This window comes from Rhodohalobacter barkolensis, assembly GCF_002834295.1.
Taxonomy (GTDB): Bacteria; Bacteroidota; Rhodothermia; order Balneolales; family Balneolaceae; genus Rhodohalobacter; species Rhodohalobacter barkolensis.
Window position 1 is genome coordinate 341,792 of the sequence record NZ_PISP01000003.1, and the last position, 13,992, is coordinate 355,783.

At 39.6% G+C, this 13,992-nt stretch carries 12 protein-coding genes; 10 read left to right on the top strand and 2 right to left on the bottom strand.

The genetic code is table 11. The features are described 5' to 3' along the window. Nucleotides 1–15: 15 nt before the first annotated feature. Nucleotides 16–1,194 (bottom strand): DegT/DnrJ/EryC1/StrS family aminotransferase, encoded by a 1,179-nt coding sequence (locus tag CWD77_RS11445; protein ID WP_108722897.1) that lies wholly within the window; start codon nt 1,192–1,194, stop codon nt 16–18. Between the two features lie 230 nt (nt 1,195–1,424). On the opposite strand from CWD77_RS11445, the gene CWD77_RS11450 reads away from it, so the two are divergent. Both CWD77_RS11450 and CWD77_RS11455 read left to right on the top strand, forming a co-directional pair. Next, nucleotides 1,425–2,156 carry a porin family protein gene (locus CWD77_RS11450; RefSeq protein ID WP_101073699.1) on the top strand — a complete coding sequence of 244 codons (732 nt, stop codon included), beginning with the start codon at nt 1,425–1,427 and terminating at the stop codon, nt 2,154–2,156. An 84-nt stretch (nt 2,157–2,240) separates the two neighbouring features. Further along, nucleotides 2,241–3,671, top strand: a complete 1,431-nt coding sequence (locus tag CWD77_RS11455) for an aspartate kinase (RefSeq protein WP_101073700.1) — start codon at nt 2,241–2,243, stop codon at nt 3,669–3,671. Between the two features lie 18 nt (nt 3,672–3,689). On the opposite strand, the gene CWD77_RS11460 is transcribed toward CWD77_RS11455, so the two are convergent. Then, on the bottom strand, nt 3,690–5,018 hold the full coding sequence (locus CWD77_RS11460; protein WP_101073701.1) for a DUF4910 domain-containing protein: 1,329 nt from the start codon (nt 5,016–5,018) through the stop codon (nt 3,690–3,692). Nucleotides 5,019–5,264: 246 nt separating this feature from the next. On the opposite strand from CWD77_RS11460, the gene CWD77_RS11465 reads away from it, so the two are divergent. The 8 genes from CWD77_RS11465 to CWD77_RS11500 all read left to right on the top strand — a co-directional run bounded on the left by CWD77_RS11465 (nt 5,265) and on the right by CWD77_RS11500 (nt 13,891). Further along, the gene (locus CWD77_RS11465; RefSeq protein WP_101073702.1) at nt 5,265–6,239 is read left to right on the top strand and encodes an NAD-dependent epimerase/dehydratase family protein; all 975 of its coding nucleotides are present in this window, start codon (nt 5,265–5,267) and stop codon (nt 6,237–6,239) included. A 166-nt stretch (nt 6,240–6,405) separates the two neighbouring features. Continuing rightward, nucleotides 6,406–7,554, top strand: coding sequence for a LegC family aminotransferase (locus CWD77_RS11470; protein WP_101073703.1), 1,149 nt, complete (start codon nt 6,406–6,408; stop codon nt 7,552–7,554). Beyond that, nucleotides 7,551–8,204, top strand: coding sequence for an acetyltransferase (locus tag CWD77_RS11475; protein WP_101073704.1), 654 nt, complete (start codon nt 7,551–7,553; stop codon nt 8,202–8,204). The genes CWD77_RS11470 and CWD77_RS11475 overlap by 4 nt, the downstream gene beginning before the upstream one ends. A 78-nt stretch (nt 8,205–8,282) precedes the next feature. After that, nucleotides 8,283–9,161: a glycosyltransferase gene (locus tag CWD77_RS11480; protein WP_101073705.1), complete on the top strand. Its 879-nt coding sequence runs from the start codon at nt 8,283–8,285 to the stop codon at nt 9,159–9,161. Further along, entirely contained in the window at nt 9,158–10,213 is a 1,056-nt protein-coding gene (locus CWD77_RS11485; protein ID WP_101073706.1) for an N-acetylneuraminate synthase family protein, read from the top strand. Before CWD77_RS11480 ends, CWD77_RS11485 begins: the two co-directional genes overlap by 4 nt. A gap of 108 nt (nt 10,214–10,321) precedes the next feature. Continuing rightward, nucleotides 10,322–11,002 (top strand): acylneuraminate cytidylyltransferase family protein, encoded by a 681-nt coding sequence (locus tag CWD77_RS11490; protein WP_101073707.1) that lies wholly within the window; start codon nt 10,322–10,324, stop codon nt 11,000–11,002. A 478-nt stretch (nt 11,003–11,480) separates the two neighbouring features. Then, nucleotides 11,481–12,545, top strand: coding sequence for a nucleotidyltransferase family protein (locus tag CWD77_RS11495; protein ID WP_101073708.1), 1,065 nt, complete (start codon nt 11,481–11,483; stop codon nt 12,543–12,545). A 14-nt stretch (nt 12,546–12,559) separates the two neighbouring features. After that, nucleotides 12,560–13,891 (top strand): hypothetical protein, encoded by a 1,332-nt coding sequence (locus CWD77_RS11500; RefSeq protein WP_101073709.1) that lies wholly within the window; start codon nt 12,560–12,562, stop codon nt 13,889–13,891. Nucleotides 13,892–13,992: the final 101 nt, after the last annotated feature.

Below are 13,992 nucleotides of genomic sequence, written 5' to 3' on the forward strand. Positions count from 1 at the left end.
CACCTCTTTCGCTGATTAAGAGTTACCCAACACCTCCTTAATCGCGTTTAAAACTCTCCATCTTTCTTCATCGCTTAGATTACTGCCGGATGGCAAACAGAGCCCATATTCAAATAAAAATTCTGATACTCCATTTTTGTAAACCGGGCTTTTCCCATATAAGGGCTGAAGATGCATAGGCTTCCACAAAGGCCGGGACTCAATGTTCTGTTTTTCAAGAGCCTGGCGTAAATGCTCTCTGGTGATACCGTCTGTTTCATCAGGATTTACCAAAATCGTTGTTAACCACCGATTACTTTTATAGCCATCCGGTTCTTGAAGAAAATAGATACCTGAACCTGACTTCATCTCATCGTTGTCAGAAAAATCTTTACCATTACCTTTATACCAAGCACCTTTCAGATTCTCAAAGTAGAACTGATGATTTGCTCTTCTTGCCGCAACCCGTTCATCCAAAACCTTCATCTGTCCACGGCCTATCCCGGCCACAATATTACTCATTCGATAGTTATAACCGAGCTCAGAATGTTGATAGTGAGGAGCGTCGTCCCGGGCCTGTGTAGACAAAAACCGCGCTTTCTGCACAATCTCTTCATCATCACTTAAGAGGGCTCCACCACCCGATGTTGTAATAATTTTATTCCCATTAAATGACAAAACCGAAATTTTACCGAACGTGCCACATTTTCGTCCATCTATTGATGAACCCAGAGCTTCTGCAGAGTCTTCTATCACCGGAACACCATATTTTTCAGCAATGCTCAGAATGGATTCCATTTTAGCCGGCATGCCGTAGAGATGGACCACTACAATGGCTTTGATCTTATCTCTTCTCTCACGTAAAGCCTTTTCAAGCAGCACCGGATCCATATTCCATGTTTCCGGTTCAGAGTCGATAAAAACAGGCTGAGCTTCCTGATACTTAATCGGATTAGCTGTTGCAGCAAATGTGAAGGATTGGCAAATGACTTCATCTCCCGGTTTTACACCGCACAAAATCAAACCCAGGTGAATTGCAGCTGTTCCGGTAGTTACTACAGCAGCATGCTTCCTGCCGGTGTATTTCTGTAGATCCTCCTCAAAACCATTCACGTTTTTTCCAAGGGGTGCTATCCAGTTTGTTTCAAAGGCTTCGTTTACAAAATCAATTTCCTGTCCGCCCATATGGGGCGAGGAGAGATATATTCTATTCAATGCTTCTCGATATAATTAAGTATTAATGCCTAACCATAAAGTAAAGACAAATTCATTACTATGAACTATCAATAAGAGTAAGCTCATAAATATTACACCTTTCTAATTATCCCATAAAAGCATCAGTTTTACTATTTCTTTTAATAGATTTACGTGTTGGCGTCCAAAGCAAATATCCCTGAGAGATTATTTAATTTTTTAATTCGACCACAGAATAGAAGAGAATCAACATGAATAGAATTCGATACATTATTTATACCACTTTATTCGCTTTCTTATTAACATTGCATGCTACAAATGAAGCGTATGCACAGAAGGTAGAGTTCGGTGTCTCGGCAGGTTTAAATGTGAGTACTCACCTCAAGAACTTTCAGTTTGAAGACGGGGATATTCAAATCAACTTTAGCCCCGAGGCATCCATGGGCTTCAACGGCGGACTTATTGTCAGAGCACCAATTTCCCAATCCGTTCGTTTTCAGGCAGAACCTTCTGTTATAATGCTTGGTGCTAAATACAACGACAATTTTGAACTGCGGGGTTTTGATTTTCAATCCGACAGCAAAACTGATCTTCTCTACTTACAGCTGCCGTTATTGATCCAAATTAGCACTACACCGCCCAAGAGAGTCGTTTACGGACGGCAACGCGCCGAGACTACCTACCATTTAACCGGAGGCGTTTACGGAGGCTATTTGCTTAACGCCAAGTTTAGCGGAACAAACAGCGGTGCACCTATCGGTATTCAGTTTGAAGGTGACTTTTCTGAAGATGTGATGAATCAATACAAACCGTATGACGGAGGCTTGATTTTTGGCGGCGGAGTTGAACACGGAAATCGTTCTAAGATTGGACTGGAAGTGCGTGCACTCTTCTCCGTTATAGATTCCGGTAACCGTGACACCTTTGAAACGTTTAAACCACAGAATATGGGTGTTACAATTGCGGTTTATTATGTGATTTAGTTGGCGTCTATCAACACCAGAAAAGATTTGCAATCATAAAAATCAAGAATAGCAGATTCTAATTACTAATTTGATATAAAACCTATGAGAGTCCTAAAGTTTGGAGGAACATCATTAGCGGATGAAGTCGCCATAAAAAAAGTTTTATCCATTATAAAAAATAGGATTAAAGACGAGCATATCATTGTAGTTACATCTGCATTAAATGGCGTCACCGATCAATTATATGAACTTAATAAACTTTGTTCTTCGAATAACGCTCAATATCAAGACCTGCTAGAAGCCTTAAAAGAGAGGCATTATAAAATCATCGATAATTTATTAAAAAATATTGAGCACGAGAGGGCCACAAGGCAAGTAAAAAATACTTTCATAGAATTAGAAAATGCACTTTCAGTAAAAGCCTACTCTCCAAAAGATTTTAAAAAAAAGCAAGATTACGTTGTTGGGTTTGGTGAAAAGCTTTCAACACAGATAATTACTGAATGTCTTATAAGTCTTAAAATCAACGCATTGTATACAGATTCTAGTAGGCTTATTAAAACGGATGATAATTATGGTTCAGCAGCAATTATAGAAAATCTTACCTACAAGAACATTAAACAGTATTACCGTGAAAATCGAAATGCTGTAATAATAGCAACCGGTTTTATATCTTCAACAGTTGACGGTATTCCTACTACCCTGGGAAGAGGAGGCTCTGATTATACTGCTTCACTTTTTGGAGCTGCTATTCAGGCAAATGCAATAGAAATCTGGACTGATGTAGATGGGCTAATGACTGCGGACCCTAAAAAAGTCGAATCGGCATCTTTAATAACCAGAGTTTCATATGAGTCTGCAAAAAATATGTCTTTTTTTGGAGCTAAAGTAATCTACCCTCCAACAATTGAGCCCGCCATGAGATATGACATTCCCATTTATATAAAAAACACATTCAGGCCAAGCAACCCCGGAACGATCATAGAAAGCAATTCCAATATTAATTATAGAAAACAATACTGTATCTCATCTTTCTCAAATATTTCGCTCATTACATTTCAAAGTAAGGACATTAGTCAGATTGAGAATAGTATGCTCAAGAATATTTTTTTTAATGACAAACTCGGAATTACTTTTGTCACCCACACTAAAACAAATACTGACATCAAATTTGCTTTTTCTAGTCGTCATCAATCGTTAACCAAGTCCAAAATAGATAAATTAATAAGAACTGATTTATCTAAAATTATTACTAAGTACGTATATCACCAGAATCTGTCAATGGTTACAATAGTTCACGATAATGCATCAGCCCTTTTTCATAAAACCATTGTAAATTATCTATCGAAGACTCCAAAAAACATGTTGGAATCGGTTATGTACGATAACAATTCAAAGAGTCTTTCAATCTTTTCCGACAAAAAACATGAACTTCAAATCCTCAACTCAACACATCATCTAGTCTCTTCGTTACCTGAAAATATTATTAACTCATCAATTAAAAATCTATACAAAAACACCATAAGTACTTGAGCTATTTAATTCATTCCTTCAGAATCGAGGATCTTTAATTAAGTGATGCTCTAGTAATTGATTTATTTCTTTTTCCACTTCTAAAATTGAGTACCCATATTTCTCACATATGGACAGTAGATCTCTCTCTCCATCCAAAAAATTCAGCAACCGCAATCTGCGCTTAATTATTTCAGAATGCGATAATTTGGAGTTCAGATCTTCAAATAAATTTCGCTTCCCCAAAAACGGTTCTCCATATGTTATTTGATTCTCGTAAGTAGTATTCAAATCAAATGACTTTACTATATCACTCAGAATCTTTATCAATTCAACCATTTTATCAAAATTCATTAGACTTTTGTTATCCAACGACGTGTGATACTGAGGATACTTCGAAAAGGGTGTTCGCATCATTACCCCAACCGGAAAGTTGAAGCCGGGTGAAGAGTATTGACGCTCATCACTGCCTATTGGGTCAAATGGAAGCGTATCGAAGTTCTGATTACTATTTTCAAGTACATGTTCAGCAACTCTATCCGTAAGTGAATCTTCCTGCCTGGTTTTTTTATAGGTAATTGAACCATCGTCTCCACAGCAAGTAAGTACAAATCCGGCCTTAAGTTTATTCTGCAATTTCTCTTTATTCTGATGCAGATAACAAATAGCCCCAATCGTTTCAGGAGCGATCACAAATCGGATACTATATTTTCTATTCTTTATTTTTTTCAACTCATTATAAAGAAACGCCAATGTTAAAGGTCCTGAAAGCTCATTGTTTGCCATACTCGGGTGACATAAGTAGCTGCTAAACAGGATTTCTTCATCCAATTCACCCGGCAATACTAGATCTCCATAGGTCAGGCTCCCTTTTTTGAGACTCGAATCGATTTTGACTTTATACTTTCCTTCTCTTGGCAGGTTTTTAAATGTTTCGTACGTAACACAAAACCCCCATCTTTCTTTATAATAAGAAGCTATATATGGAATCGCCTTGGGTAAATCTTTCTTATAGTGCAAATGATTTACTAACTCATCATAAGAAACTTCTCTATCCACCGGTACTGAATAATTTACTACATGAAGGTTATTTTTATGAAAGTCAGCAATTTTTTTTCCTTCCGGCGTAATTATATATGCATCTTTGATATTCCACTCATCCGGCACCTCCCAGTCAAAAACTTTTGTACCGCTTGTAATTTCATGCAATTGCAGAGGAATGATTTTTTGGAGAATCCTGAATGAATCCCTCAATCCATCACCGGTTATGCTCCTGCATATAGGCCATAATTCGTCAAATATTTCTTCTATATCACCAGCACTCAGTCTAATGTCACTTTTATTATCGTTGAGGTCCCTTTTTATCATCTCTTTACACTCTTTAAAGTTTTCTTGAGTTACCAATTCTTTCTAATTATGCAAGATTGAAAATTTCGTTCTGAGTTTGTAGTTATTTCAATATGAACCTACAGTAATTACAAAAACCATTAACCACAATCTATACAACAGTTTAAATACAGTAAATGTAAGCTGTAAGTTAGAGAATAATAATTTCACCCTAATCCATTTTATCATTTAGATTGGAGTTAAATCGAAAATTAAAAATTCAGGGGTATGGAAAAAGTTTTAGTTACAGGTGGAGCAGGATATATTGGATCAGTTTTGGTTCGATTGCTGCTCGAAAAGGGGTACAACGTTAGAGTATTTGACAATTTAAGTTTCGGCGGGGAGTCGATTGTAGATCTTCTGAATCACGATCGTTTTGAGTTTCTCAAAGGAGATATGAGAAATGAAGATGATTTAAAAAAAGCAGTAGATGGCATCGACTACATTGCACATCTTGCAGCGATTGTAGGTGATCCGGCTTGCCGTAAATTTCCGGAAGATGCAAAAGCAATAAATCTTGAGGGTTCCAAAAGTCTCTACTCCATTGCCAATGAAGCCGGTGTGAAAAAATTTGTCTTTGCATCCACATGCAGCAATTATGGAAAGATGGATGATCCTGAAGCTTATGTAAATGAGGATTCGAAGCTGGCGCCTGTTTCACTCTATGCAGAAACCAAAGTTGCTGTTGAAAAGTATTTATTGAACCAGCCAAAAACGAATAATTGCAAACCGACAAGTCTCCGCTTTTCAACAGTGTACGGGCTCTCACCCCGCCCTCGGTTTGACCTTACCGTTAATGAGTTTACACGAGAGCTTGCACTGGGTCGAGAACTTGTAATTTTCGGGGAGCAATTCTGGCGTCCTTACTGCCATGTTGTTGACCTGTCTCGCTCTGTTATTGAAGTGTTTGAGGCTGATGATGAAGCAGTGGCTTATGATGTGTTCAATGTGGGCGATACAGACGAAAATTATCAGAAAGAAATGATTGTGAACGAAATTTTGAAGGTCATTCCCGATGGTAACATTAAATACGTTCAGAAAGATGAAGATCCCCGCGACTACAGGGTCTCATTTGATAAGATCAAGGATCGACTGGGTTTTAAAATAACAAAACGGGTACCTGATGGAATTAAAAATATCAAACAGGCTGTGGTCGATGGTTTCTTCCATGATCCTGATGATTCAAGGTTCAGCAATATTTGAGTCAGATTGAAACAGACAAAACGCCAAGTTTGATTTGCTAAACATTACCAGCAAATGGTTCAAAGAACTAAATGAATAGAACTGACCCATTGGAATTTGGTACTTGTTATTTAGAATTTCACCCTTAGAATTTCGATTTTCTTCTATCAACAATTTTATCGCATCTATGAACAAATTCAATAATACAGTTTCCTTTATACGGGATCAATTCAAAACTCCTGAAGCCTTTATCCCACTCCACGAACCCCGGTTTAAAGGTAAAGAGCGTAAATATTTAATAGATGCCATCGACTCTACATTTGTATCTTCAGTAGGGGCTTATGTGGATAAATTTGAAAAAATGATGTGTGAGATTACAGGGGCACAGTATGCGGTGGCCACAGTGAACGGTACCTCGGCTCTTCATGCTGCCCTGATTGTAGCAGGTGTGAAACCGGAAGACGAAGTAATAACCCAGCCGCTCACATTTGTAGCCACAGCCAACGCCATTGCCTATACCGGGGCAAAGCCTGTATTTACCGATGTAGACCGAGACACAATGGGTCTTTCACCTGCCAAACTCCAAACGTATCTGCAAGAAAACTATTCCAAAAAAGATGGTGGGGCATTCCACAATAAGAGTGGAAACAGAGTCGCAGCCTGTGTGCCTATGCACACGTTTGGTCTGCCTTGCCGTATCGATAAAATTCAACATATCTGTGAAGAGTGGGGAATTCCGCTGATTGAAGATTCTGCCGAATCACTTGGAAGTACATACAAAGGAAGGCATACAGGAACTTTTGGAAAACTCGGAGTATTCAGCTTTAACGGGAACAAAACGGTAACCTCAGGCGGGGGCGGTGCCATTGTTACAGATAACGAAGAGCTCGCAAAACTGGCTAAGCACATTACAACAACCGCCAAAAAACCTCATAAGTGGGAATATATACATGATCATGTTGGTTATAACTATCGGATGCCCAATCTGAACGCAGCACTGGCGTGTGCACAGCTCGAACAGCTCGACTATTATATCGAAAACAAGCGCGAACTAGCCAAGAGTTACCGGGATTTTTTCAACAACACCGGAATCGGCTTTGTCACCGAAATTGAAGGTGGATTCAGTAACTATTGGCTCAATGCCGTTTACCTTAAAAACCGGGAGGAACGCGATCAATTTCTGGCTTTCACCAACGAGCAAGGAGTAATGACAAGACCGATCTGGCAACTCATGAATAAATTGAAGATGTACCGTGATTGTATGACAGGAGATCTTGAACATGCCGAATGGCTTGAAGACCGCATTGTAAATATCCCTAGCAGCGTTAGGGTATGAAGCAGAAACCAATCATATTGGTCGGTGGAGGCGGTCACTGCAGGTCCGTAATCGATATAATCGAAGAGGCAGGGAATTACAGCATCGTTGGTATTACCGACAAACAGGAAAAGATCGGCGAAATTGTTAGTGGCTATAAGATCTTCGCAGAGGATGAACGTCTTCCCGAACTGATCAAAAAATATAAACACTGCGTTGTGACCGTGGGCCAATTAAAGAGTGCCAAACTAAAAACGAAGCTCTTCCAATTTGTAAATGAATCAGGCGCAAAGCTTCCTGTTATCTCCTCAACACGAGCATATATTTCAAAGAATGCAGAGATCGGAAAAGGTACTGTGATAATGCATGGTGCTATCGTAAACGCCGGAGCATCAGTTGGAGAAAATTGTATCATCAATACAAATGCCATTATAGAGCATGATGCAAAGATCGGCGATCATACACACATCTCCACGGGAGCAGTTGTGAACGGCCACTCCACTGTTGGGAGCCGCACGTTGATAGGAAGCGGTTGTGTAGTTTTGCAGCAGGTTAGCATCGGTGATGATATTATAGTAGGCGCAAACAGTACGGTGATTGAAGATCTAAGTGAAACGGGTGTCTATGTTGGTTCACCTACAAAAAAGGTTCATTCACAGAATGAGCATTGAAACGGTATATATCTTAATTTTAGCAACCTTTTCGCAACTCAATTTGATATGAACTCACTTTTAATTTCATTCTAAACAATGTCTGAATCTGTTTGCCTTTTTACAGTAGTTTATCCGGGATGTGAGCCTTATCTCGACCGGTTCATGCAGGCTGTGGAGGAACAGGATTATAAGGAGTTCGAGCTACTGGTTTTGAATGACGGGCTTCAAAATTTTGATCACTTTGCAAAGAAAACAGAAAGACCGGTTCGCTCAGTTGCTGTTAGCGGAAGTATTGCAGCCGTTCGTGAAAAGGGTATAGCTATGCTTGCTGAAAGCGACTATGATGTGATTATTTTCGCTGATGCAGATGATTACCCTGCACAAAATCGAATCGAAATAGCGATTGGGAAGCTGGAACAGTGTGATGTTTATGTTAACGATTTGACTACTGTTGACAAATATGAACAAATTCTGACAAAAACCTACTTCTCTCACCGGCTCGGCAGTAGGTTCGAGATTACCTCAGACTTTATTCTTCAAAAAAATATCATTGGTTTGGGCAATACCTCTGTAAGAAAAACAGCTCTGCGAAAAATAAAAATCCCGCATGATACCATTGCTGTTGACTGGCTGCTGTTTACTGAGATGCTGCATCGTGGACAAAAAGCTATTTTCACCAACGACACAACTACATTCTACCGTCAACACGAAGAAAATACGGCAGGCTTCAAAAAACTGTCGCCCGAGAGACTGGAGCACTCCCTCAAAGTACAGTTACAAAATGCTTCCTATTTTAGAGAAGAGTCGAAAAGCCATCTTAAGTGGCATAAAAAACTTGTTAAACTACAATCCACCATTACTCAAAACGGATATATTAAAGACGACTATATAAATAATCTAGAATTGATGCTGCCTCAGTATCCGCTGTGGTGGGAAGAGATTAAATACTTAAACGAAATCATACAGAACTCATGAACATTCAACTCACACCCGGCTTTACCGTAGATAACTTCACCAATCCATACATCATAGCAGAAATTGGATCCAATCATAATGGTGATATGGACCTTGCCCGTAAAATTATTGATGCGGCTGTGAAAACCGGTGTTCATGCTGTTAAGTTTCAATCCTGGACTCCTCAATCTCTTATTGCGAAAGAGGAGTATAAGGCGAACACCGTTTACACGGACGATCCAAAAAAGCATTGGGGTTCACTTCGTGAGATGGTTGAGGAGTACTACCTCCGTGAAGAACAACACGCAGAACTGAATGAGTACTGTAAGAGCAAGGGAGTTGATTTCTGCTCCACTCCTTTTTCTGAAGAGGAGGCCGATCTGCTCATGGAGTTGGACGTCCCCTTTTTCAAAGTTGCATCGATGGATATCAATAACCTGAGGCTGCTTCGTTACCTTGGCAACACCGGCAAACCGGTGATCTTATCAACCGGGATGGCAACAATGGGAGAAATTGAGCAGGCCATACTTACTGTTGAAGAAACAGGTAATAAAAACATCGTGCTACTACACTGTGTATCGGTCTATCCTCCTGAAATGGAAACGATCAATCTGAGAAATATCACCACACTGCAGCAGGCATTTGGTTACCCGGTCGGATTTTCGGATCACACCATCGGTTCAGCTATCCCCCTGGCATCTATTGCACTTGGAGCCTGCCTCATTGAAAAGCACTTCACCATAGATAAAGACCTGCCGGGATGGGATCACATGATTTCAGCTGACCCGGATGAAATGAAGGTAATCACATCAGAATCAGAAAACATCGTTACCTCACTCGGTTCAACCCGCAGGGTAATTTCAGAAGCTGAGAAAGAGAAAATGCCGAAAATGCGCCGAAGTATTGTGACTTCCCGAAGTCTCAAAAAAGGAGAAATTATTCAGGCTAATGACATTTTATTCAAACGTCCCGGTACAGGCATAGCACCCGATCAAGAATCTATTGTGGTGGGCAGAAAAGTAATCAGAAATATAGACCAAGATGTTGTATTGAGATGGGATGATTTTGAATAAAAAATAATCGTATAACATTGGCTCCGAAGATTGATCGGTTAGCCTTAGTAAAGACTCACGATTTTTCAGAACAAATGTAATTACATTATGACCAAAAATTAAACCATTATGATTGCGATAATACCGGCCAGAGGTGGATCAAAAGGTTTACCGGGTAAAAACATTAAACCCTTGAACGGAAAACCACTCATTGTATACACAATAGAGGCAGCACTCACATCAGACTACATTTCTGAAGTAATCCTTACTACAGATAGTGATGAAATAGCCTCAGTTGCCCAAGAAGCCGGTGCAACTATTCCGTTTATGCGACCAACTGAGCTTGCCGGAGATAAAAGCAAAGCGATCGATGTTTACATATACACCATCGAAAGACTCAAAAAAGAAAAGGCTATTGAAGTACACGATTTTATTGTACTTCAGCCAACCTCCCCCTTGCGCCTAAAAGAAGACATTGATGCATCCATACAATTGTTCAGGCAAAAAAAAGCAGATTCCGTCATTTCTGTGACCGAAGCCTCCCACCCACCGGTATGGGCGAAAAAAATAACCCCCGAAGGTACCCTTTCAGACTATTTTCCCGAGTATTCAACAAACGCAAACCGACAGGAAATTGAACCCGCATACATGCCTAACGGTGCAATTTTTATTTTTAAATATAGTTTACTTAAAGATAAATACAGATACTATTTCAGCCGAACTTATCCCTATATCATGCCGGCAGAGAGATCCGTTGATATTGACTCTCAACTTGATTTTGATTTCGCCGAGTTTCTCCTTAGTAAATAGAAATCTGTTGCCTGAGTTTAATCATAGGTTATACTACTGATTTCTTTTGACATTCTAACTTAAACTCAACAAAATTAAGGGTAACTAACTGCACCTTATAGCTTAATTCCATAACATTAAATACAGCAGATAGTAAATTTTGTAGATTAAATAACGTGAGTTCGACATAAGAATCTTGAATTTGACTCTCCCCTCCTGTGTAAGGAGGGGTTGGGGGAGGTTGCTTTGATGATTTCAGGCTTCAAATCGAATCTGAATTTGATTTGAACTACCTCTAAATCCCATCATCGAAAAAGGTGGGGATTTTTTCAATGCCTTTACATTCTTTTTATATCGAGTTCACGTTAAATACATTACTGAAATTTCCTTCTTAAAACTTCTACGAAACGGGTTAAATTTAAAATACGGAAATGCACATACAATCAATTCATTTCAGCTCTTTGAATGAATTGATTCTATTTCAAAATACGGGTGGCTTATGAAAAATTTTGAAACCAATCTTATAAATAAAGATTCATCTCTGGAAGATGCTATAAGACTATTAAATCACATTTCAGATAATCTTCCTAACCAGCCTCTGACTCTCTTGGTTGTAAATAGCGATAACCGGTTGTTTGGAACTTTAACAGACGGGGATATCAGGAGGACTCTCCTTGCCGGTACAGCCATGAAAGATTCAGTATCGTCATTTATGAACAAAGACTATACTTTCATCAAGAAAAATGGATTAAACCATTACAATGTAAAAAAATACGTAGAAGAAGGAATTCAACTTATTCCAATGTTGAATGACAAAAACCAGATTGTAAAAGTTTATGACTTAAGTGAAATCAAATCGATACTGCCCATTGAGGCTGTTATCATGGCCGGCGGTGAAGGAACCAGACTCAGACCACTTACATATGATACCCCCAAACCTATGCTGCATGTGGGTGATAAACCCATACTGGAAAGAAACATGAACCGGCTAATATCCTATGGAATTGAAAACCTTACAATTTCTATTCGTTACTTAGGTGAACAAATTACATCCTATTTCGGAAATGGAGAACAAAAAGATGTTAATATCAGATATATTCGTGAGGAAAATCCGCTGGGAACTGCCGGCAGCCTGAGTCTTATCGATTCTTTTCATGCCGAAACAATACTTCTTACAAATTCAGACATATTAACTACGCTGGACTACGAAGAGTTTTATCTCGATTTTGTAAATCGAGGCGCTGACATATCCATCGTTACTATACCTTATCGCGTAAAAGTTCCTTACGGTGTATTTGAAATGAATGGTGATCATATTGCTGCACTCAAAGAAAAGCCTGAATACACTTACTACTCAAACGCCGGAATCTATCTTATTAAAAGAGAACTGATCAATCAGATTCCAAAAAATCAGCCTTTGGATATTACTGATTTTATTGAGCAGCAAATTTCCAACGGAAAGAAAGTTACATCATTTCCTTTTTGGGGGTATTGGCTGGATATAGGTAAACATGAAGATTTTGAGAATGCGCAGAAAGCCATTCAAATCCTTGACAGTTATTAATTATATATCCACCTATGTCTACCCAAGCCAAAGAAAAAGTTGTATACGTAGTTCACTCTATTGATACAGAAGGACCACTCTATGAAAGCCTGGAAGCGACTTTTGAACGCCTTGAGAAGATTTTTGGCCTGCAAATTGAACCTACCAGCGAAAATCTGCGGAAGATACAGAATCAAAAATTGGATTTAGGAGGGTTGGAAGAACAGGCCGCCAGGGTGGTCGCTCCCCAGCTGATCAATTACAATGATGATTATGGCAAAATCCGGAAAATGCTCGAACGAATTGGCAGCAAAAAGTTCCGCAACAGAATGCCCGACAGTTATGGTAGCGGCTGGATCTACAACTGGCACTGTGTGGACCATGTGGGATATGATGTAAACCCCCGAAAGAAGGACATAGGCTTTCACAACATTTTTGACTTTTATCGGGAGTTTATACGCGACACCGGTGCCCCGGATAAAATACACTGGCATTTCCATCCCACCCATCACAGAAATATTTCACATCTCAACGTCAACACCTACTTGCGGGACAATAAGATTTTTGAAATTCTTGCAAGACGGATTATTGAGCGGAACTGGTTTCCATCTGTTAACCGGGCCGGCTTTCATGTGGAGCGCCCCGACAGCCATTGGTTTCTGGAACAGTGGATGCCTTTTGACCTTTCAAATCAGGCATTTCCGGAAGAGGATGAACAGGCAGATCTGATCGAAGGTCGTTTTGGAGACTGGAGGCGTTCACCGGATGATTGGTCGATCTATCGGCCATCCCATGATGACTATCAAGTTCCGGGCAATTGCCGAAGATATATTGGCCGCTGCCTGAATGTGGGAACCCGAATGCGATGCATCAATGAAATGGAAGTTAGAAAGGCTTTCGATCTGGCAGATCGTCAAGGAACTGCACTCATGGGTTTTACCAACCATGATTTCCGGGATATGCAGGCCGATGTTGAATTAGTTCAAAAACTGTTATCTAAAGCGAAGAGTGATTATCCCGATGTGAAATTTAAATACTGCGATGCGCGGGAAGCCTTTAACCGGGTGATATTTGGTGATTACAATCCACCCGAAAAAAACATCCTATCAGGTTCACTTGATCAGACAAAAGTGGCTGGGCAATGGAAACTGACTGTAGAAGCATCCGAAAACACCTTCGGACCGCAACCGTTTCTCGCTGTTGAAACGAAAGATGGCAGATTTCATCATGACAATTTCGACTTTCAAAAACATTTTAGAACGTGGAGCTATGTATTTGATGAACACACCTTCCCGATGGATACAGTGAAAAATATTGGGCTGGGGACCAATGATGAACGTGGATTTTTTCACACGCTACATTTTTGATTTTCAACATCATTGATTACAAATAACTAAAAATATTATTTAGCACTAGTTCTAAATATTTATGATCCTTTTAACAAGGGTCTTATGAAAATTGAGTTGCT